Source organism: Blastococcus sp. CCUG 61487 (assembly GCF_005222955.1).
In the GTDB taxonomy this organism is placed as follows: Bacteria; Actinomycetota; Actinomycetes; order Mycobacteriales; family Geodermatophilaceae; genus Blastococcus.
Window position 1 is genome coordinate 25,004 of record NZ_LWUA01000254.1, and the last position, 21,399, is coordinate 46,402.

Below are 21,399 nucleotides of genomic sequence, written 5' to 3' on the forward strand. Positions count from 1 at the left end.
CCGACGAGATCGGGGAGCGGCCCGCACCGCTTCTCGCCGCTCCGCCCGGCCGGGCACCTCCCCACGAGCAGGCCCGTCCGCCGGTCGTGCCCGGCCCGTCAGCCGGTGTGGACCAGTCCCTGGGATGCGTGCCAGGTGGCCAGGTCGAAGCCCGGGGCCGAGGCCTCCACCGGGGACGGACCGGCGGTGCCGCCCAGGATCCTCCGGGCGAGGACGTGGTCACCCGGGCGGTTCACGGTCTCCACGGCCACCAGCCGATCGCCCCGGAAGCGCAGGATGGACTTCTCGCGGGGATCGGGTAGCGCCAGCTCCACCGTGTCGTCGCCCGGGACGGCGAGCCCCGCGATCTGGATCTTGAGGTCGCCCTGATCGGACCAGAACCACGGCAGGGCGTCGTAGCTGATCGAGGCGCCCATCAGTCGTGCGGCCACGTGACGCGCCTGGTCGACGGCGTTCTGGACCGACTCCAGCCGGATGCGCCCCCCGGTGTGCGTGCTCGGGAAGCTGGCTGCGTCGCCGATGGCCGAGATGTCCGGATCGCTGGTCAGCAACCGGTCATCCACCCGGATCCCGTTCTCGATCGCCAGCCCGGCCTCCTCCGCCAGCTCGGTCTCGGGCACGACGCCGATGCCGTAGACGACCAGCTCGGCCGGTAGTCGCCCACCGTCACTGGTCTCCACGCCGGCCACGTGCCCCTCGCCGTCGATGGCGGTCAGCGCCTGGCCGAAGTCGAACCGCACGCCCCAGCTCTCGTGCGCCGACCGGATGAACCGGGCGGTCGGCTCGGAGACGGCGCGCGCCATCGGCCGGTCGGCGAGTTCCAGGACCTGCACCGACGCGTCGCGCGCAGCGGCGACCGCGGCGAACTCCAGGCCGATGAAGCCCGCACCGACCACGACCACCTCGACACCGCCGCGGACGCGGCTGGCGAGTGCATCCGCGTCCGCGCGGGTCCGCATGCCGATGACGCCGTCGAGGTGGGTCCCGGGAACCGGCAGCTCACGGTTGCGGGAGCCGGTCGCCAGGATCAGGTGGTCGTAGGGCAGCGCCCCGCCGCCGGCCAGATGGACCTGGCGCCGGGCGCGGTCGACGGCGACGACGCGGTCGAGCACCAGGTCCACCTGCTGCTTGGCGTACCAGTGCTCCTGCCGCAGGAGCAGCTTCCGGGCCTCGAGCCGGCCCAGCAGATACGCCTTGGACAGGGGCGGACGCTGGTATGGGAGGCCGGGCTCGCCGTGGATCAGAGAGATCGATCCAGCGAACCCGGCCTGCCGCAAGGACGCGGCGACCTGGGCGCCCCCGGCGCCCGCCCCCACGACGACGACGGATGACAGAGGCAAAGGAGGACCCGATCAGTTGCGGCGCGGGATGACGACGGTCAGCTTCTCGTAGCCCTTGATGAAGTGGTCGGAGTGGCGCTCGGGCTCGCCCACCACCTTGATCTCGGGGAAACGCTTCAGGATCTCCTCCCAGATGATCCGAAGCTGGAGCTCGGCGACCTTGTTTCCCAGGCAGCGGTGGATGCCGAAGCCGAAGGAGAGGTGCTGGCGCGGGTTCTTGCGGTCGACGATCCACGAGTTCGCGTCGACCACCTTGGCCTCGTCCCGGTTGCCGGACACATACCACATGACCACGCGGTCGCCCTTGGGGATGACCTTTCCCTTGATCTCGACATCCCTGGTCGTCCGCCGCGCCATGTGGGTCAGAGGGGTCTGCCACCGGATGGTCTCGGACACCATCGAGGGGATCAGCTTCGGGTTGGCCCGCAGCTTCGCGTTCTCCTCCGGGTGCTTGTCGAGCAGGTAGACCGAGCCGGTGATCGTGTTGCGGGTGGTGTCGTTGCCGCCCACCAGCAGCACCACGCTGTCGCCGAAGAGCTCGGCGTCGGTGAAGTTCGTCGAGTGGGGGCTGTGCGCCATCAGCGAGACAAAGTCCAGGCGCGGCTCCTCGCTCCGTCGACGGTTGACCATGTCGGACATCGTCATGAAGAACTCGCGCACCGCCTGGTCGTGCTCTTCCTGCGTCTCGGCAGGCTGGCCCGGACCGGCCGGCGAGGTGATCACGTTCGACCAGTAGGTCAGCTGGCGGCGCTTCTCCTGCGGGTAGTCGAACAGCGTCGCCAGGGTCATCGCGGTCAACTCGATCGAGACCTTGTCGACCCAGTCGAACTCCTCCCCGATGGGCAGGCCGTCCAGGATCGCACCGGCGCGCTCACGGATCAGCGGTTCCATCGCCGCCAGGTTCGCGGGGGCGACACCCTCGGCCACCGCGCCGCGGTGGATCTCGTGGTCAGGCGGGTCCATGCTGAGCAGGGAGCGGATGCCAGCCTCCTGCCGCCTCCGCATCTCCTCCTCGGTCATCGTGCCGTCGTTGAAGGCCGCCGCCGCCTGCTCGGGCGTCTGCGGCCTCTGCAACGTGATGAGCCCGTCCGCGGAGAACAGTTCGTGGTTGGTGTCCGCGGCCTGGATGTCCTCCCACTTGGTCAGCGACCAGTACCGACCGAACTCGGAGTGCTCTTCGGCCGTGAGGTGCACCGGGTCCTCGGCGCGCAGGCGCTCGAAGACCCACTGCCATTCGCCGGTCGGGAAGCGCTCCGGCTTGGCCGGGTCGAGCGTCTCGAGGGGAGCGGCGTAGATGCGCTCCCGGGCAGCTGCCTGCTCCGGGGAGAGGTCCGTAGCCGCTCGTGACATTGCAGTGGTCATGCGTCTGCCTTCCAGTTCGGTGCGTGGACGGTGGCGGAACCGGTGATCACAGGCGGCGCGGACTCGACGTGGGGGGCGCTGCCTCTCCGTCGCCTGGGCGTTCGTGCGCCGAGGCGCGGGTCAGCTGCCGACGACCTCAACGGACAGACCGTCCAGTTCCTCGGAGGTGGTGATCTGACAGGACAGCCGGCTGTTGTCACGGACACCGAAGGTGCTGCCGAGCATCGCCTGCTCGTCGGCGGTGCGCTCGCCGGTCGCGTCGCGCCACTCCGGAGCCACGTACACGTGACAGGTGGCGCAGGCCGCCTCTCCACCGCAGTCCCCGTCGATGCCGGGGATTGCGTTGTCGACGGCCACCTCCATCAGCTTCCAGCCCGGCTCAGCCTCGACCGTGTGCGACGTCTTGTCCTGCAGGATGAAGGTGACTTCCATTTCCGGCCTTCCCTGTGATGCTCTGGAGTGTGACGGACGCTACAACTGACACACTGTCCAGTCAATGTCGCCCCGTCAGCGGTATTGCCGGCGGCGAGCCCGCATCGCAAGGGGCGGGTAGATGCCCGGTCCGGCGTGATGTTCCAGAGGCCTCGCCACGGACGACGAGAGGAGAGACACGTGGAGATGTACCTGAACTGCCCCTGTGGGGAAGTCATCGAAGGCGTCGACGAGGACGATCTGGTGACCAAGGCGCAGTCGCACCTGAGCGAGGCGCATCCGGGACGGACCTACACCCGCGAGCAGATCGTGTTCATGGCGTCGTGATCCCGGCGTGCGCCGCGATGCGCGTCCCGGGCCGAGGGCGACCTCGGCGTCAGCGGTCTGCCCACGACACAGGGATCGACGTGGGGGGCGCCCCGGCAGCGACTCCCTCCTGCGAACCGCTCCAGGCATGAGAATCACCTATCGTCGCACCGTGGACGCGCTTACGGACAACTGGTCAGGCGCCGGCGCTCCTCCGACCATGACGGTGAGGGAGGAGTTGCGGGAGGCGACCCGCCAACGGCTGCTGTCCGCGGCGGAGCACATCTTCGAGCGCAACGGCTACTCGGGCACGACCGTCGGGGACATCGCAACGTCCGCCAACGTCAGCAGGGCGACGTTCTACCTACACTTCACCGACAAGTCCGACGTCCTCATGACCCTCATGCGGGCCAATCTGACCGAGACGCCGGATTACTGGCACGAGGTGGACGAGGCGCTGGTCAGCGGCCAACGCACCGAGCTGCGGGCGTCTCTGGGCAACACGCTGAACTGGTACGGGCAGCACTCCAACATGGTCCGGGCGGTGCGCGAGGCATTGGCCGCGAACCCACAACTCGCCGCGCAGTTCGAGGGCAGCTTCGCCGGCTTCGCCGACGAGTTCTCCGGATACCTCTCGCGCGTCCCTCGTCAGGAACGCGATCGCGCACACCTGCGGCTGCAGTTGCTCATGATCCAGCTCGACCAGCTCGCGTACCGGCTCGTCGTGCTGGAGCAGAAGGGCATCGACCGCGAGGTGATGCTCGACGAGGTCACCGACATCTGGCTCCTCACCCTGCCAGCAGGGGGGGCAGCCCAGCTGAACCCCGGGCCCGAATTGCAGCCTGGCATGGCCATCACGACGGAGCACAAGCACCGGGCCCGAGCACGCCCGTCACAGCCAGAGCCGCGCCTTCATGGCGATCACCTTGGGCGGGATCGTCGATCTGGCTCTCCAAGACCTCCGGTCTCCAGCTGATGCAGGTGAACCTCACCGTACGACGCGCCGAGCCTTCCGTGTCAGGTCGGCTCTGGTAGCCCGATTGGCCCGGCGACCGAAGCGGCGGCCGGCGTCGCCGTCTCCCCGGTCACCTTCTTCGCTGCCGCACAGCTCGACCTCTGTGAACACAGTCAGACCGCTACGGGGTCGGCCTGTCTTCTCATCCGGAAGCCGTCGTACCCGTTCGCGGCCACCTCAGCGAGCTTCTGCCGGTAGGCGCTGAGCCCTGCCATGTAAAACATGACGGCGTTCTTCTTGCCCGGGATGTTGGCCCCGAAGATCCACGACTGGGCCTTCGGGAACAGGGTCATGTTGGCGATCTCCTCGCAGACGGCCGTCCACGCCTCCTCCGCGGCCTCGGTGGGTTCGAGGGTCCGCACACCGTCGCGCTCGGCTGCACGGACCAGCTCGCCGATGAAGTCCACCTGGGCCTCGATGCTCGGCGGCAGGTTGGTGAACGGACCGTTGGGGCCGAGGATCATGAACATGTTCGGGAAGCCGGCCTTCGCCACACCCAGGTAACTGGTCGGACCGTCGACCCAGTGCTCGTCGATGTGCCGACCGCGACGCCCACGCAGATCGAGCGCCCGGTAGTTGCCGTCGACCGCGTCGAACCCGGTGGCGAGGACGAGGACGTCGAGCTGGTGCTCCACCCCGTCGGCGGTCAGCACGCCGTTCGGCGTGATCCCCTGGATCGGGTTCTCCTTGATCGAGACCAGTTCCACGTTCCCGCGGTTGTAGGTCTCGTAGTAGCCCTCGTTGCAGAGCGGACGCTTGGCGTAGACGTCCGTGGGGGTCAGCTTCCGCGCGGTCTCCGGGTCGCGGACGATCTCGGTGATCTTCGCGCGGATGAAGGCTGCGGCGGCTGCATTCGCCTCCGGGTTCGTGGCGATGTCGGAGAACGTGCCGAACATGAACCGGAAGCCGTTGCCCTTGTCCCAGTTCTCCTGGAACACCCTGTTGCGCTCCTCCTCGGAGACGCTCATCGCCTACCCCGGTCACCTCGGTGTTCAGTTGGATGTCCCGGGCGAGGTCGTAGCGCTCGACGACGTGCTCGAGGTAGGCGAGGACGTCCGGCTGGTCCAGGTAGCGCGTCGACCAGTCCCAGTCCCGGAGCAGGTCCTTATCGAAGGAGTAGCGGTAGACGAAGCCCTCCGTGTCGGACTTCGCGCCGGGGTACCGGTTGAAGTACCAGGTGCCGCCGACGCCGCCCCCCTTCTCGAATGCCTTAACCGTCAGGCCGAGCTCGTTCCGGAGCTTGTGCAGCATGTAGATGCCGCCGAAGCCGGCCCCGATGACGATCGCGTCGACATCGGGGGTAGGGGTGGTGCTCATGGGTCCTCCTGCAGATGTGGCCGACGGTGGACGCCCCGCCCGGGGCTGCGATGACGAGCGATCGGCGAGGTCAGCCCCGGTACCACTTGGCGATCGCGGCGATCTCGTCATCGGCCTCGGGCGCGTTACCGGCCAGGAACGGGAAGACGTGCTGCATGCCCTCGACCACCGACAGGGTCACGTCCACCCCTGCCGCCTCGGCCTTGTCGGCGAGCCGGGTGGCGTTGTCGGCGAGGGTCTCCAGGGAACCCGCATTGATGTAGAGCTTCGGCAAGCCTGTGAGGTCCGCGTACAGCGGGTTTGCCAGCGGCGTCTTCGAATCGATCGCGCCCCCCGCGAGGACGCCGGCAATCATCCCTTCGAGCAGTTGTACGTTGACCAGCGCGTCGGTCGCGGCGTTGCTGACCAGGGTCTCGCCAGCGTTCTCCATGTCCAACCAAGGGGAGAATGCGATCACCCGGCCGGGCAGCGGCTTGCCCTGGTCCCTCAGCGCCAGGGGGATGGCGACAGCCAGGTTGCCGCCCGCGGAGTCGCCGATCGTCGTGATGTCGGCCGGCGCGATGCCGCGCTCGACGAGCGCGGTGAACGCCGCGACGCCGTCCTCCACCTGCGCCGGGTGCGGGTGCTCCGGGGCTCGCCGGTAGTCGAGGACGAGGGCGGTGACGCCCAGCGCCTTGGCGACGTGCCCCGCCAGCTTGCGGTGGCTGGACGCCGAGCCGACGGCGAACCCCCCGCCGTGGGTGTAGAGCAGCACCTTCGAGGTGTCCGCGCCGATCGGCAGCGCCCAGATCCCCGGGACCCCGCCGACGGTCTCTTCGCGGTAAGTCACGTCCTCCGGCTCGCGGGTGGGCTGGTGCCATTCGTCGAAGACGCTCCGGAAGAGCCGCGTGGTCAGGTCGGGAGTGGTCGCGATGATGTCCGACCAGTCGGCGTAGAGCGCCCGAAGGGCGTCGGACTCCGCGGACGTGCCCGCCGGGCGGGTGAAGGGCGTCGTCGTCATCTCTGCTTGCTCCTCCGGATGGTGTCGGAGACCGGGGGCCGGCCTCGCGGTGCATGTGACGCACACCACTCTCGCCACGTCAGGAGGCACACGGGTGTTCCGATGTGGAACACCGCGCGACCGCAGCAGCGGTGGCGGCAGCGCCGCGACAGGCGCGGCTCCGCGCCCGTCGCACCGCCGGTGACGAATCCGTTCGATGTGCCGGTCCGGCGCACTCCTGGTGCTGGCGGCCCGGGTGTGATCTAGGGCACGGTATGAGCGTGCATCCGGCGCGCGGCCGAGGGGCCGGCACCGACAGCTGAGAGCAGGGTGGCGATGACACGTCCGGACCGGACCCGCAGCCGGCCGACCCTGTCACCGGCCGAGCTGGAGCGAACCCGACGCACCCGGGAGGCCCTCGTCGAGGGCGGGCTGCTCACCGCCCCACCCGGCGCGAGCGGCGTGCCCCGGCACATCGAGATGAGTTGGCGCCGCTGCGTCGGCGACCGGGTACCGGTGGCGCCGGAGCGCATCGATTACCGCGTGCCCCAGGACGTTCTCCCGGCGCTCTGCCGAGCGGCAGCCCCGGTGCTGAACCGGATCCGGGACAGCCTCTCCGACGTCCCCGTGGCGTTGGTCCTGTCCGACGCCCACGGCCGCATCGTGATGCGGCACGCCCCCAGGCAGCAGGGCGTCGTCATGGACCGGGCCAGCGCTGCGGAGGGCTTCGACTACTCGGAGCGATCGGTCGGCACCAACGGGATCGGTACCGCACTGGTCGAGCGCCGCACGGTGCTCGTCCGCGGTCCGGAGCACTACAACCCCCTGCTCGAGCAACTCACCTGTGCCAGCACGCCGGTCATCGATCCCGGGAGCGGTCGGGTGGTCGGCTCCTTCTCGCTGGCCTGCTCGATGCGCGAGGTCCACGCGCTCATGGCTGTCATGGCCGGCGACATTGGGCGCCAGATCGAGGCGCGACTCCTGGACGAGGCCGGCGAACGACGCCAGCGATTCGTGCAGGCCTACCTCGAGCTGGAACGCACGGGAACGGGAGCACTGGTCGTCGACGAGGACGCGGTGCTGGTGAACCGGCTCGGGCTCGCCCACACGGGACCGGAGCTGCACCCGTTGTTGTGGCGGTTCCTGTCCGAGCACGGCCCGGACCGGGCCCGGCGGATGCAGGTCCCGCTGCCGGACGGCGTGCACGAGGCGCTGGTGGAACCGGTGTCTGCCGGCGGCACCGTGGCCTACACGGTGCGTCTGCTGCCCAACCGACCCGGGCGACCGCCGGACGAACCACCCGTGACACCTTGGGGCATCGGGACCGCCGTACGTGTCCCGCCGCCTGAACCGCTGCACTTCGACGCCGATGTCGACCGCCAACTCCTGACGGCGGCCCGGCACGGCGAGACGGTGGCCGTGACCGGGACGAGCGGCACAGGAAAGCTGTGGACAGCACTGCGCACCGTGCGCCGCGCGGGGGGCGCCGATCCCCTGGTCGTCGAGCCGCGCCCCGACGCCGACTGGTTCGAAGCAGCGCGTACGGCCGTCGCGGGGAACCGCGGATTGGTCCTCCGCCGGCTCCACGAAGGCCCTGCTCCCACGCCCCGGCAGCTGGAGGCGCTCTCCGAGCGGGGCAGCCCGATCGCGCTGACCGTCGATCTCGACGACGCCGACGACGCCGTGCTCGGCCTCGTGCGCCGGGTGGCCACCACCGTGCGGCTCCCCCGACTGGCGCAGAGTCGCGAGCACCTGCCGACGATCGTCCGCGCGATGCAGGCGGAGTTGCCGGAACCGGACTGCGCGGCGCGCTTCACACCGGCCGTGTGGGAACGGCTGATGTCGTGGCACTGGCCCGGAAATCTCACCGAGCTCCGTAACACGGTCGTGCTCCTGGCCCGCCGATCCCGCGGCGGGATCGTCGAGATGGACGATCTTCCCTACGAGCTGCGGAGCTCACGTCAGACCGTCGGGCTGCTGCAGTCAGCGGAACGGGAAGCCGTGGCCGAGGCCCTTCGCGCTGCCGGCGGGAACCGGAGCCGGGCTGCACAGGCGCTCGGCATCGGGCGCAACACGCTCTATCGCAAGATCCGCGAATTCGGAATCAGCTGACGGCGCGCCAGGCGGCGTGTCCCTCGCGGTGCGGGCGATCTGAGAGTCCTCCCACGGCTATTCCCGCCGCGGGCTCGTATGCAGCGTGTCGCCCGTCGGACACGGTGGGATGACGTCAGCGCTCCGTGCCCCTCGAGGCGGGTCGGCGGTCGTGCGACCGCCACCGGACGTCATGCCTCTGGTCCGTCAGACCTCCACCGGCTCGCGGAGCAAGGCACCAAGCCGCAGCGCGATCTCCTCGCGGACCCGCGCACCGGAGAGCACGACTCCGACCATGGTCAGCGACGTGTGCGTGTGACCGCGTGCCGCAAGGTGCTCGACCGGTACACCGGCCGCCCGCAGCGCCTCGGCATAGGCGATGCCCTCGTCGCGCAACGGGTCGAACTCCGCGGTGACCACGATGGCCGGAGGCAGACCGTCCAACCTGCCGCGCAACGGCGTCGCGGTCGGCTCGGCGCGCTGCGCGGGATCGCAGTAGTGGTCCCAGAACCAGCGCATGAGGGGGGCGGTCAGCACGTAGCCGTCGGCGTTCTCCTGGTAGGACCGGGTCTTCATGGCGGAGTCGGTCACCGGCGTCAGCATGAGCTGACCGCGCACGACAGGGCCGCCCTCGTCCCGCGCCCGCTGCGTGACGACGGCGACCAGGTTGGCCCCGGCGCTCCACCCGGCGACCACGAGGTCGTCCGGGATGCCACCGAGCTCGATCGCGTGCGCGGCGACCCACTGCAGCGCCGCCCACGCGTCCTCGGCGGCCGCCGGGTAGCGCGCCTCGGGCGCGTGGCGGTAGTTCACCGACACGACGACGGCCTCGGTGCGCACGCACAGGTCGCGGCACAACGGCTCATCGGACACCTGGTCGCCGAGCACCCATCCACCGCCGTGGAAGTACAGGACCACAGGATGCGGCCCGGGCGACCCGGGGCGGAACAGCCGGTACTCCAGCTCGCCGGCCGGGCCGGGCAACACGCCGTCGACGACCTCGCCGACGTCCGGGCCGGGCGGTCGCGCCCCGTTGCTCATCTCCATGAACGCTCGCGCCTCCGGCGGCGACATGGACTCCAGCGGAGGCAGCTCCATCTGCGCCATGGCGTCGAGGACCATCGCGACGTCGGGCTGCAGCCGGCGGATGACGCCGTCGTGGCACTGCTCGGCCTCCGGCGCGGAGAGCCGGAAGCCGAGGTAGTCCTTCGCCCGCACCTCGTCGCACACGGCCCGGTAGTTGTCCACCCCGCCGATGTAGGGGTAGAAGACCCGCGGCTTGCCCGGCACGTTGGCGCCCATGTACCAGGAGTTGGCGGTCGGGTGCAGCGAGATCGCCGCACAGTCGGCGACGTGCTGGTTCCAGCCGTCCTCGGCCAGCGGCGTCGGCTCGATCCTGGTCATGCCTTTCGCCCGCAGGTCGACAAGGCAGTCGGTCACCCAGTCGACGTGCTGCTCGATCGAGACAGCCATGTTGGACAGCACGGATGGGCTCCCCGGCCCGGTGAGGGCGAAGAAGTTCGGGAAGCCGACGGTGGTCAGCCCGAGATAGGTGGAGGGACCGTCGGCCCACTTCTCCTTCAGGGTGACCCCGGCGCGTCCGGTGACGTCGACGCCGACCAGGGCTCCGGTCATGGCGTCGAACCCGGTGGCGTAGACGATCACGTCGAACTCGAAGGACTCGGCCGCAGTGTCGATGCCCGCCTCGGTGATCGTCGTGATCGGCGTACTGCGCAGGTCGACGAGCCGGACGTGGGGCGAGTTGAACGTCGCGTAGTACCCGCTGTCCAGGCACGGCCGCTTGGTGCCGAAGTAGTGGTCCTTCGGGCACAGCGCCTCGGCCGTCTCCGGGTCGTCGACGATGGACCTGATCTTCTCCCGGATCATCTCCGAGACGATCTCGTTCGACGCCGGATCGACCCCTTGGTCGGCGAAGACACCGAGGATGGCGAACAGTTCGCCGGCTTCCCACGCGGCCTCGAAGCGCTCCCGTCGGACGTCCTCGGAGGCGGTTCCCCCGAGGATGTCGGTGGCCTCCATCGGGACGCCGCCCCGCGACCACTTCCCCGCCGTGCGGTAGGCGTCGCGGTCGGCGGCCAGCCGGCCGAGCCGGTCGGCCGATGCCGGACCGTTGTGCGCCGGTATGGAGAAGTTCGGCGTCCGCTGGAAGACCGTCAGCTGCGCCGCCTGCTGCGCGATCAGCGGGATCGACTGGATGCCCGAGGAGCCGGTGCCGACCACGGCGACCCGCTTGCCGGTGAGGTCCACTCCCTCGTGCGGCCACCGGCTGGTGAAGTACACCTCGCCCGCGAACCTCGGCGCGCCCTCGATGTCAGGGGCCTTGGGCACGGACAGGCAGCCCGTCGCCATCACGTAGTACCGGCAGCTGACCGTCTCACCGGTCGAGGTCCGCACCGCCCAGAGTCCGGTCTTGTCGTCCCACTCGGCTCCCTCGACCCGGGCGTCGAAGGTGATGTCCCGGCGAAGGTCGTAGCGGTCGGTCACGAACTGCAGGTACCGCAGGATCTCGGGCTGGGTGGCGTACTTCTCCGACCAGGTCCACGCCCGCTCGAGCTCCGGGTCGAAACCGAACGTGTAGTCCGTGGTCGGGATGTCGCAGCGAGCCCCCGGGTACCGGTTCCAGAACCACGTGCCCCCGACGTCGCTCGCTGCCTCGAACACCCGCACGGAGAATCCCTCCGCCCGGAGCCGGTGCAGCAGGTACAGGCCCGAGAACCCCGCCCCGACGACCACCACGTCCACCTGCGAACCCGCCGAAGCCCCGTTGTTCCCGTCCGCAGCCATGCGCGCTCCCCGAGTGTGAGACAAAGGTCACTTGTCACATCGGAAGCTAGCAGTCCGGCCCGTCCCCCGATACCACGCGCCGTGGCCGACGTCGTGGAAGCGGCGGGTGCGCTCGGTGTCTGCGACGCCGGCGTGACGGGACCCGTCGAGGCCGATGATCGAGCGCCTGCGCCCCCGCGGTGTACGCGTCGGCGGCTCCCGACCCGGGTCGCGCGGCACAGCGGACCGACATCCCGAACGAACATCAGAGCCTGCAAGGTGATGCCAGGGCAGTCGTCAGACCGAGGCCAGGGCGGGCAGCCCCTTCTCGCTCGCAGTGCTCCCGCAGCAGGTCCCGCACGTGTGCCACAACCGGACCGTCGAAGAGGTGGCAGGAGTCGGCGTACTCGGCGACGTGTCGAGCGTTCGAACCGCTCGGACAGCTCCTCCCGATTCGTTTCGGATCTGCTGGACGAGGCCTGGGTCCGCCGCACGCCGGCCCGCCTGCGGAGGGGACGCTTGACGTAGGACTCCGCAGACAGTCCGGGAACCGCTCCCCCACCGAGCCGGCACATCCGTGCCGTCGGCGGTCGCCCTCTCCTGGACACGGTTGCCCGGCCCGGCTGCCGATCGGTCAGCTCCCTCTCGGGCTGGACGGGGGCTGCGTTCACCGCCGTCCGCGGGCTCCGCAATGTGTCCCCCTGAGCACCCGGGCACTGGCCGCGCGGCCCGCCGATCGGGCCCAATCCCGCAGGGAGTCCGGTCGCACCGGACCTTGGAAGTCGCCGCCGTCGTTCACAGCCCGAGCCGGTCCGCCAGCTGCGCCCGGTGCTCGCCCGGCGTGCCGAACATCAGCTCATCGCTCTTGGCCCGGCGGTAGTACAGGTGTGCCGGGTGCTCCCAGGTGAACCCGATCCCGCCGTGCACCTGGATGGTGGTCGCCGCTGCGGACAGGAACACCTCCGAGCACAGCGACTTGGCGGCCGCCGCCAGGAGCGGCGCGTCGGCCCGACCCTCGGCCAGCGCCCACGAGGCGTGGTGCGCCAGCGAGCGGGCGGACTCGACGCCCAGCAAGATGTCGGCGCACAGGTGCTTGACCCCCTGGAACGCCCCGATCGGTCGGCCGAACTGCTCCCGCGTGTTGGCGTAGGCGGTGGACAGCTCGAGCAGCCGCTGCGCTCCGCCGAGTTGTTCGGCGGCCAGCACGACCGAGCCGACCTGGACGGCCTCCGCCAGCACCCGCGCCCCGTCACCGGGCTCGCCGACCGGCCGGGCGGGGGCCGACTCGAGCCGGACGGCGGCAAGGCGCCGGGTCGGGTCGAGCGCGGGCTGGACCTCGCGCGTCAGCCCGGGAGCGTTACCCGTGACGGCGAACAGACCCACGCCCTCGTCGGTCGCGGCGGTGACCAGCAGCAGGTCGGCGACGTGCCCGTCGACGACGAACCGCTTCGCCCCCGTCAGTGCCCAACCGTCGCCCGCGCGCACTGCCCGCGTGCCGGTGCCTCCGGCGTCCCACCGGCCGTCGTCCTCGGCGAAGGCCAGCGCACCCACCGTGCTGCCGCCGCTGAGGCCCGGCAGGTGATCGCGGCACATCGGCTCGTCGCCGCTGGCGAGCAGCGCGGCGACGGCCAGCACGGCCGATGACAGATAGGGGCCGCTGTACAGGCACCGGCCGGCCTCTTCGGCGACCACCGCGACCTCGCGCCATCCTGCGCCGACCCCACCGAACCGCTCCGGCACGGCCAGCCCGTGCGCGCCGAGGTCCCTGGCCAGCCGCTGGTGCACGTCCGGGTCGAACCCGCGTTCGCTCTCCATCACCTCACGCAGGTGCGGTTCTGCGGCACGGGTGGCGAAGAACCGCCGGACCGAGGTGCGAAGGTCCTCCTGCTCGGGTGTGAGCGCGACCTGATGGAGCAGGTTCATACCCTCACCCGACCGGAGTTCCACGGGCGGCCGGCGTCCGGGTCGGCGTCGCGAGGCAGCCCGAGCACCCGCTCGGCCAGGATGTTCTTCTGCACCTGCGACGTGCCGCCACCGATGGTCAGCGCGGGCGCGAACAGCCAGCCACGGTGCCACTCGGCGGACTGCTCTCCGAGCGGGCCCGCTCCCTCGAGCAGTCCGGCCGGTCCGGCCAGGTCGCGGGCCAGGTTCATGATGTCCTGGCCGTGCTCGTCGGCGAGGAGCTTGCGCACCGAAGCCTCCGGACCGGGCTGCTGCCCCGACAGGGTCGCGGCCAGCATCCGCAGCCGCATCAGCCGCAGCGCCTCGGCCCGGACGTAGAGCTGGACGAGCCGGTCGCGCAGCCCCGGATCGCTCGTCCCGCCCCGTTGCCGCACCAGCTCGAGAAGGTCGTACGCGGTGGGGCCCGCGCCCCACAGCGCGCCGCCCGAGGAGAGGCTCACCCGCTCGTTGCCCAGGGTCACCTTGGCCAGCTTCCAGCCGTCGCCCTCCTCGCCGACCAGCGCTTCCGGGCCGAGGTACACGTCGTCCAGGAACACCTCGTTGAACAGCGCGGCGCCGGTCATCTCCCGCAGCGGCCGGACCGTCACGCCGGGCGCGTCCATGGGGCAGATGAAGTAGGAGATGCCCCGGTGCTTAGGCGCGTCGGGATCGGTGCGGGCCAGCAGGATGCCGTACCGGCTGAACTGGGCGCCTGACGTCCACACCTTCTGACCGTTGACGATCCACCCGTCGCCCTCCCGGGTGGCGCGGGTGGACAGGCTGGCCAGGTCCGAACCCGCCCCCGGCTCGCTGAACAGCTGGCACCAGATCTCCTCGCCGGCCAGCAGGGGCATCAGGTAGCGCTGTTTCTGCTCGTCGGTGCCCGCGTGGATGATCGTCGGGCCCGCCCAGCCCATGGCGATCTGGTTCTGCGGGCGGCGGACCGAGGCCCGCTGGAGCTCCTCGTCGATGATGAGCTGGTGCACCGGGTCGGCGTCCAGTCCCCACGGACGTGGCCAGTGCGGCGTCACGTAGCCGGCCTCGGCCAGCTGCCTCGGCGTCGGCTGAGGATGCTCCGCCAGCCACCGCCGGACGGCCTGCCGCCGCTCGTCGTCCTCACCGGGCAGGCCGAGGTCCATGCCGCTGGTGCTCACCGTGACGCCTCCACCCGCGGGGACCTCAACCGACTACCGGCGCCAGCCGCTCGACAGCGGTCGCCTTGCACCGCTTGTAGTCAACCTTGCCGTTCGGGGCCCGGCCGATGCTGTCCACGAACAGCACCCGCTTCGGGGACTTGAACCCCGCCAACCGCTGCCTGACGTGCGCGGTCAGCTGCGCCTCGTCCACGCCGGCCGACGGGTCGGCCTCGACCAGCGCCGTGATCGCTTCGCCCCACTTCTCGTCCGGGACGCCGACGACGACGGCGTCCCGGACGCCGGGGTGCGTCTTGAGCACCTCCTCCACCTCCTCCGGGAACACCTTCTCCCCGCCGGTGTTGATGCACACCGACCCGCGACCGAGCAACGTGATGCTGCCGTCGGCCTCGACCGTCGCGAAGTCGCCGGGGAAGGAGTACCGCTTGCCGTCGATGACCCGGAACGTGCGCGCCGACTTCTCCTCGTCCTTGTAGTAGCCCAGCGGCACCCGGCCGCCGACGCCGACCATGCCGATGCCGCCCGACCCCGGCTGCACGAAGCGGCCGTAGTCATCGATCACGGCGGCGTTCTCCCCGAGCTGGAACCTCGCCGTCGGCACGGTCTGATCCCCGCCGGACACCGACAGGCCCATCCCGAGCGCCTCAGAGGACGAGAAGGCATCCATCAGGAACATGCCGGGGTGGTGCCGGAGCAGTCCCTGCTTGGTCTCCTCGCTCCACATCACACCGGAGGACGCCATGATGCCGAGGCTCGACAGGTTCCAGCGGTCGGGCTCCGCGTCCAGCGCCCGGAGCATGGGGTTGGCGAACGCGTCACCGACGATGGCCACGCTGTTGACCTTGTGCCGGTCGATGGCGTCCAGCAGCTCGACCGGGTCGTAGGTGCGCGTGGTGAGCAGCACCACCGATCCGGCGCGGCTGAGCGCGGACTGCGAGGTGAGCACTCCTGTTCCGTGCATCAGCGGGCACGCGGGGAGGCCGACCGGCCCGGGACCGACGATCCGTGACCGGACGAGGTCGTAGTCGGGCTCATCCGGCAGCCGGTCATCGGGCAGCGCGGCGGAGTTCATGATCACGTCGTCCTGCCGCCACATCACCCCTTTGGGCAGCCCGGTGGTGCCGCCGGTGTAGAGCATGAAGAGGTGGTCGCCGTCGACGTCCCACGGGCCCCGTTGCCGCGGCGCGACGGCGGTCACAGCCACCTGCTCGTAGGGGACCGCCCACTCCGGGCACGGGCCCGAGCCGTCGTCGACCCACAGCCAGCCCTTCACCTTGGTCAGCCGGCTGCGCAACCGCTCGATGCGCTCGACGAACTCGCCCTGGAACACCACGGCGACCGCGTCGGCGTTGTCCCAGAGGTAGGCCAGCTCCTCCTCGGCGTAGCGGTAGTTGGTGTTCACCGGCACGAGGCCGGCCTTGTAGCTGGCGAACATCGACTCCAGGTACTCGGGGCGGTTGTAGAGGTACTGCGCCACCTTGTCCTGCTCGGACACCCCCAGGCCGAGCAGCCAGGCCGCGACCCCGTCCGCGCGCCGGTCCACCTCGCGCCAGGTGAGACGTCGCTCGCCCTGGATCAGGCAGGGGGCGTCCGGGACGACGTCCGCCGACGCCTCCCACATCCGAGCGAAACTCCAACCGGACACCGGGGTGCCCTCCCTTCACTCTGACTGCGCTCCAGTGGGCAGCGACTCCGCCTGGCGCTCGTACTTCCGCCGCGTCCGGTGTGAGCCTCGGCACACCCTAGGCATCGCACGGTCCGACGGACAGGCCCGCGCCGTGGATGGGCCCGCGCGGCAGGACCAGCGGCCGTAGAACTCGTCCCCGACCTCGCCGACGGGGACCCTGTAGAGGGTGGACGGAGGCCGAGTCCGGTGATCGGCCAGGGCACCGGACACCGCGCCCCGGCAGCACTGCTCCGGGTGGTGCGCCGCTGACAGCGGGGGCCGAGCTCAGCGGGCCGCTGCGGTCCAGGACGTGAGAAGGGTGCGCAGGGCTGCCACCAACGGCAGCGGCTGGTCGAGCATCGGGTGATGCCCCGCGTCGGGCAGCTCGATCACCGGAACCCCCACGGGCAGCAACTGTTCCATCCGCACGGCCATCGCCGGCGGGACCAGCCCGAACTCCGACCGGAGGAGTGCTGCCCGGCAGCGCAGTGCGGGCAGCAGTTCCCGCATCAACGCGCGCTGGCCGAACATCGCGGGGTCGAACTTCCAGGTCCAGCCACCCTCCACCTCCCGGAGTGACTGCTCCGCGATGTGCCGGGCGACGAAGGGCAGCATCACGTCCTGGCGCGGCAGCGTGGTGAAGCGGGCCACCGCCTCCTCCAAGGTCGGGTAGATCCGCCGCGGCCGCATCCGGTGGCGGATTCCCTTCTCCTCCGGGGGCTGGTCGTTCAAGGGCGAGTCGATGATGACGACGCCGGTGAGTCGCTGGCCGTGCTGGACACCTGTGGTCGCCGCCGCCCAGCCGCCCATGCTGTGGCCGACCACCACAGGTGGCCGGGTGATCCCACCGGCGGCCGCCGCAGCCATCACCTCGGTGGCCCACAGGGTCATGTCGTAGTGCTCACGGTGACCGCTGTCGCCGTGCCCGCTCAGGTCGAGCGCCACCACCCGCTGTTCGCTGGCGAAGAAGGGGGCCACATGGTCCCACCACCCGGAGTGAGCGGCGCCGCCGTGCACCAGCACCAGGCCCGGGAGCGCCGGGTCCCCCCAGCAGCGGAGGTGGATCGAACAGCCGTCCACGTCCACGTCCACGTGGTCCGGGCGCGAGGCCAGCGCCGCCGAGAACCAGCGGGGGGTGGTGGCCGTCTCCGGCGACGGATCGTGGTGCTCCAATGGATCCTCCTCCGATACGCCACGGCAGGCTATCCCCGCTGATCCGGGCATCCAGCGGCGGGTGCCTCGCTCCGACGACCAGCCGAACTCCGTCAAGCCGAAGGCGCGCACCGGTGAGCAGCGACGCCCGGGTCCGATCGAGCAAGGGGCGGCCCCGCCGCCCCGTGGGTCTGGATCGGCGGGGCCTGACCGCTCGAGCCCCCCGGGGGACGTGGCGGATGATCGGGAGCCTCTCGGGGCGCCAGGTCCTGAGCGCCCCCGGCGCCGGACCGCCGGGCCGCTTGCCGGCACCCCGCGATGCGACGACGGGAAGCTCCCCGGTGCGCACGAGGTCGCGGCGACGTCACGGACCTTCCCATCGTGACCCACGCCTACAGCGACGTGTTCGCCCGGCTGAAGAGCCGCTCTTCCGGTGGCGGTACAGGGCGTAAGGCACGTGGAAGGCACGGCTCCCGGCCTACCCCCAGGTTGACCAGGCAAGATGGCGATGAGGGTGTCCAGCCTTCCAAGCTGGCCATGCGGGTTCGATTCCCGTCACCCGCTCCACGTCTCGACCAGCTCGTGCGCCCGTCCGGTCAGTTCAGCGGGCCTGTGGCGCCGCTCTTGTGCTCAACGGCGGATGACCTCGTCGTCGTACCGCTACAGCGCAGCGATCACGGGCCCGCCGACGCACGAGCGGCGCGCCGGGACTCCGCCCATGGCCCGAAGTCCGAGGCGAACTGCGTACACGGGTTGCCTCGTCGCCTGCTGTCGGACGCTGATTGCCAGCGCACGCCGATCAGAGCACGGATGGAAGGTGCTGGTCTGCGGGAACTCGGTGGGGAGAGCTCTGAATCTCGTTCCAGCAGTCGGCAAGAACTGTGATGCCGCGCTCGAGGTCCGGCAGCGGCGCGGTGAAGGGCAGCCGCAGGAAGCGCTCGTGGGAGCCGTCGACGGTGAACCGCGGGCCGGCGGAGATCGCCAGGCCACGTGTATGGCACAGCAGTGCGAGCGCGGAGCTGACCGGCCGGTCGAGACCGACCCACAGCGACAGGCCACCCTGGACCATCGGGACCTGCCAGGTCGGCAGACGATCCCGCACATGCCTGCACAACGCGTCGCGGTGGGCGCGGAGCTGGGCAGAACGGCGGTTGAGCAGGTCGGGTAGTGCCTGCATCACCCGGACGCCGACCATCTGCTCCATCTGAGGATTTCCCAGGTCACCAGCCGGGCGCGCCTGGACGAGGCGCTGGATGATGCTGCGCTCGGCCCGGACCCAGCCCAGGCGCAGGCCGCCCCAGACCGTCTTGCTGAGCGAACCGACGGTGAGCACTGTAGAACCGGCGCCGGTCATTCGGTGGCCGTGGCGGGCGAACGGGCCGTCGTCCCAGGGCCGATCGATGGTGAGTTCGGCGGTTGTCTCGTCGACCAGCAGGGTCGTGCCGGCGCGCCGGGCGGCGGTGAGTACCCGAACGCGATCCTCCGGCAGCATGGATGCTCCGGTCGGGTTGTGAAAGTCCGGCATGAGATAGGCCAGGGCCGGCCGAAGGCGCCCGAGCAGGTCGATCAAGTGGTCGATGTCCCATCCCTCAGCGGAAACCGGCGTGACGGTGAGCCGGGCGCCGGCGCGGCGCAGCGCTTCGTAGGCGTAGGGGTAGGTGGGTGACTCGACCAGGGCGTGGTCTCCCCGGTGGAGCAGGGTATGGGCCACCAAGGCTATGGCGTGCTGAGCGCCCAGGGTGATCAGGATCTGGTCGGGCGCGGTCGGCAGCCCGCGCTCGGTGAAGCGCTGAGCGACAGCCGTACGCAGACCGGGGTTGCCCAGCAGGTCCACTTCTGGCCCGTCCAACGCGGCCAGGAAGTCCTTGCCCATGCTGGCCACCAGCTCGTCGAGCCCCTCGACCGGCGGAGACAAGGCGTGCGCGAAGTCGACTGCGTGCTGCGAGGCGGCCTCCGCATGCGGCAGGGTCGCCACACTCCCGGAGCCGCGGACGCTCACCAGGTGGCCGGTCTCGCGCAACGCCTGGTAGGCCGCAACAACAGTGGTGCGGCTGCGCCGCAAGGCGGCGGCGATCTCACGCTCGGAGGGCAGCCTGGTCCCTGCTGGAACGCGGCCATCCCTGATCAGAAGGCGTAGACGCTCGGCCAGAGCAACGTAGGCGTGGCCGTCGCCGTTCCACTCCCCCAGCAGGCCCACCAGCGCGCGGGCGGACAGCCGCGCCCCCCGCTCAACCACCTTGCTCATCGGTCCACTATCTCCGACTGGACCGATACACGGTAGTCAGAGCCCGATTGGATGGCGATACGCAGGTCCACTCGGAGGGAGATTCGGTGCTCATCTGGTGCCTGACGGTGGGCGCTCTGTCCCTGCTCGGGATCGGCGCGGCGGTCCGTCTCGTGTACACCGGCAACCCGGGTCCGCTCCCGACCCTGGACCACTACGCCACTCGCGCCCCATTGCCGTGAAAGGGACGTGAAAGACGCTGGACCGCAGGGCTTCTGTCAGGCACCAACTTCGGACGCATGACGGCGCAGGGGTCGGGGGACCAACCCGGGCGAACGATGGTGACTGCAGTGCAACGGTGGCCAAGGGGCGGCCATGCGCTCGGAACAGGCAAGTGAGCTGCTGCTGGCCGAGACCGCCGCCTCGATCGGCAGCACGTCCGAGCGCGCGCACGCGATGCTCGAGGTCCTCCGTCGGATCATCCCGTTCGACAGCGCCTTCCTGGCGTTCGCCGACCCGCTGGGCCACGGCTACCACTCCCTGGTGAGCGTCGACCTGGACGTGCGGACCGCGGAGTTCCTCGCCGGCCCCCAAGTCGCGCGGGACATCGAGGCCACCGGGACCGATCGGGCACGTCCGCCGTTGGGCCCGTCGGACCTGCCCTACCCGGCCGAGGAACTGCCGACCTGGGCCGAGTGCCTGATCCCCTCCGGTATCCACCAGGGGCTGGGCGTTGCCCTGTTCGCACCCGGGAGGCGGCACGTCGGCCATCTCGCAGGGCTATCCGGCAGCCGGCAGCCTCCGTCTCCGGCCATCCGGCGCCGGCTCGGGCGGCTGGCGCCGGTGTTCGCGCGCGGAATCGACCCGATGCGTTCCCTGATCGCTGCAGCGCGGCTGGTCCGGGGGGCCACCGCAGCTGTGGTGCTGCGGGGGGACGGCGGCTGCCAGGCGCTGCCGGGCATGCCGGTGGATGCGCGGCTCGTGGACCGCTCCCCCGTCCTGGCCGCCGCACGCGAGCGGGTGGCCGACGGGCACCTCTACTCCTCGTTCCTCTGGCCGGTGGGTGGCTCACACGCCCCCGCTGGAGCGCCACCGGCCCCTGCGCGACGCCGTCGCGCGCGCCGAGCAGGACACGACCCACCATGCGCGGGTCGAGCACCTGCAGGACACGATGACCTTCGAGGTCTGGACGCATTCGCTCGACCGCGTGACCGACATGGACGTCGAGCTGGCCCGACGGATCGACGCGGCGATCGCCGCCGTCGGATCCCACGGCTGAGCCGCCCACGAGCGCCAAGACACCCACGACCATCAATCGGAAGGCACCACCGTGACCGATCCGCTCACCCCTGAGGACGTCCTGCGGTACCTGGAGGACGTCGACTACCCGGCGGGCAAGGAGGCCCTGGTCGACGCAGCCGAGCGGGCTGGCGCATCGGAGGCGGTGATCCGCAGCCTCCGGGCCATCCCGCCGGTCGAATACCGCAGGCGCGCGGAGGTGGCGCGATCGGTGCACGTCGACCCCGGCGCCGGCCGATCGGCGAGCCGGGCGGCCGGGCAGCCCGCACCCGTGCCCCCGCGGGGCTCGCGGAGCACATGCGCGGGCCCCGCTAGGTGTTCTGCCCTGACAGGTTGG

Annotated in this window: 17 protein-coding genes and 1 pseudogene; 6 read left to right on the forward strand and 12 right to left on the reverse strand. The window is 70.7% G+C overall.

Translation table 11 applies throughout. From position 1 onward, the window contains the following. Window positions 1–98: 98 nt before the first annotated feature. From A6V29_RS16085 to A6V29_RS16095, 3 genes are all read right to left on the reverse strand, one after another. On the reverse strand, window positions 99–1,340 hold the full coding sequence (locus A6V29_RS16085; protein ID WP_137161236.1) for an NAD(P)/FAD-dependent oxidoreductase: 1,242 nt from the start codon (window positions 1,338–1,340) through the stop codon (window positions 99–101). Window positions 1,341–1,352: 12 nt separating this feature from the next. Further along, window positions 1,353–2,702, reverse strand: a complete 1,350-nt coding sequence (locus tag A6V29_RS16090) for a cytochrome P450 (protein WP_212719484.1) — start codon at window positions 2,700–2,702, stop codon at window positions 1,353–1,355. Window positions 2,703–2,822: 120 nt separating this feature from the next. Then, window positions 2,823–3,134, reverse strand: coding sequence for a 2Fe-2S iron-sulfur cluster-binding protein (locus A6V29_RS16095; RefSeq protein ID WP_137161237.1), 312 nt, complete (start codon window positions 3,132–3,134; stop codon window positions 2,823–2,825). 180 nt (window positions 3,135–3,314) lie between these two features. On the opposite strand from A6V29_RS16095, the gene A6V29_RS16100 reads away from it, so the two are divergent. Both A6V29_RS16100 and A6V29_RS16105 read left to right on the forward strand, forming a co-directional pair. Next, a complete protein-coding gene (locus tag A6V29_RS16100; protein ID WP_137161238.1) occupies window positions 3,315–3,461 on the forward strand; it encodes a DUF1059 domain-containing protein in 147 nt (48 codons plus the stop codon). A gap of 151 nt (window positions 3,462–3,612) precedes the next feature. Beyond that, window positions 3,613–4,416, forward strand: a complete 804-nt coding sequence (locus tag A6V29_RS16105; RefSeq protein ID WP_170977907.1) for a TetR/AcrR family transcriptional regulator — start codon at window positions 3,613–3,615, stop codon at window positions 4,414–4,416. Between the two features lie 152 nt (window positions 4,417–4,568). Here the strand turns inward: A6V29_RS16105 and A6V29_RS21770 are convergent, their stop codons facing one another. From A6V29_RS21770 to A6V29_RS16115, 3 genes and pseudogenes are all read right to left on the reverse strand, one after another. Further along, window positions 4,569–5,423: an NAD(P)/FAD-dependent oxidoreductase gene (locus A6V29_RS21770; protein ID WP_249933282.1), complete on the reverse strand. Its 855-nt coding sequence runs from the start codon at window positions 5,421–5,423 to the stop codon at window positions 4,569–4,571. Window positions 5,424–5,601: 178 nt separating this feature from the next. Beyond that, window positions 5,602–5,883 (reverse strand): annotated as a pseudogene (locus tag A6V29_RS22070) (NAD(P)-binding protein); the annotation flags it as partial. Beyond that, a complete protein-coding gene (locus A6V29_RS16115; RefSeq protein WP_137161240.1) occupies window positions 5,843–6,772 on the reverse strand; it encodes an alpha/beta hydrolase in 930 nt (309 codons plus the stop codon). The gene A6V29_RS16115 and the pseudogene A6V29_RS22070, both read right to left, overlap by 41 nt. A gap of 315 nt (window positions 6,773–7,087) precedes the next feature. On the opposite strand from A6V29_RS16115, the gene A6V29_RS16120 reads away from it, so the two are divergent. Further along, complete coding sequence (locus A6V29_RS16120) at window positions 7,088–8,863, forward strand: sigma-54-dependent Fis family transcriptional regulator (protein ID WP_137161241.1); 1,776 nt, start codon at window positions 7,088–7,090, stop codon at window positions 8,861–8,863. Window positions 8,864–9,049: 186 nt separating this feature from the next. Here A6V29_RS16120 and A6V29_RS16125 read toward each other — a convergent pair whose 3' ends face one another. The 6 genes from A6V29_RS16125 to yczR all read right to left on the reverse strand — a co-directional run bounded on the left by A6V29_RS16125 (window position 9,050) and on the right by yczR (window position 19,784). Next, a complete protein-coding gene (locus A6V29_RS16125; protein WP_137161242.1) occupies window positions 9,050–11,647 on the reverse strand; it encodes a flavin-containing monooxygenase in 2,598 nt (865 codons plus the stop codon). A 774-nt stretch (window positions 11,648–12,421) separates the two neighbouring features. Beyond that, window positions 12,422–13,549 carry an acyl-CoA dehydrogenase family protein gene (locus A6V29_RS16130; protein ID WP_137161243.1) on the reverse strand — a complete coding sequence of 376 codons (1,128 nt, stop codon included), beginning with the start codon at window positions 13,547–13,549 and terminating at the stop codon, window positions 12,422–12,424. Further along, window positions 13,546–14,721 (reverse strand): acyl-CoA dehydrogenase family protein, encoded by a 1,176-nt coding sequence (locus A6V29_RS16135; RefSeq protein ID WP_212719487.1) that lies wholly within the window; start codon window positions 14,719–14,721, stop codon window positions 13,546–13,548. The genes A6V29_RS16130 and A6V29_RS16135 overlap by 4 nt, the downstream gene beginning before the upstream one ends. Before the next feature lie 25 nt (window positions 14,722–14,746). Beyond that, the gene (locus tag A6V29_RS16140; protein WP_283956370.1) at window positions 14,747–16,366 is read right to left on the reverse strand and encodes an acyl-CoA synthetase; all 1,620 of its coding nucleotides are present in this window, start codon (window positions 16,364–16,366) and stop codon (window positions 14,747–14,749) included. 306 nt (window positions 16,367–16,672) lie between these two features. Next, complete coding sequence (locus A6V29_RS16145; protein ID WP_249933283.1) at window positions 16,673–17,560, reverse strand: alpha/beta fold hydrolase; 888 nt, start codon at window positions 17,558–17,560, stop codon at window positions 16,673–16,675. 778 nt (window positions 17,561–18,338) lie between these two features. Continuing rightward, entirely contained in the window at window positions 18,339–19,784 is a 1,446-nt protein-coding gene (gene yczR / locus A6V29_RS16150; RefSeq protein ID WP_137161246.1) for a MocR-like transcription factor YczR, read from the reverse strand. A gap of 86 nt (window positions 19,785–19,870) precedes the next feature. On the opposite strand from yczR, the gene A6V29_RS21995 reads away from it, so the two are divergent. From A6V29_RS21995 to A6V29_RS16165, 3 genes are all read left to right on the forward strand, one after another. After that, complete coding sequence (locus tag A6V29_RS21995; RefSeq protein ID WP_283956371.1) at window positions 19,871–20,005, forward strand: hypothetical protein; 135 nt, start codon at window positions 19,871–19,873, stop codon at window positions 20,003–20,005. Window positions 20,006–20,826: 821 nt separating this feature from the next. Beyond that, a complete protein-coding gene (locus tag A6V29_RS16160) occupies window positions 20,827–21,042 on the forward strand; it encodes a 4a-hydroxytetrahydrobiopterin dehydratase (RefSeq protein WP_212719490.1) in 216 nt (71 codons plus the stop codon). Between the two features lie 51 nt (window positions 21,043–21,093). Then, a partial coding sequence (locus A6V29_RS16165) for a DUF2795 domain-containing protein (RefSeq protein ID WP_212719493.1) occupies window positions 21,094–21,399 on the forward strand: 306 nt, incomplete at its 3' end.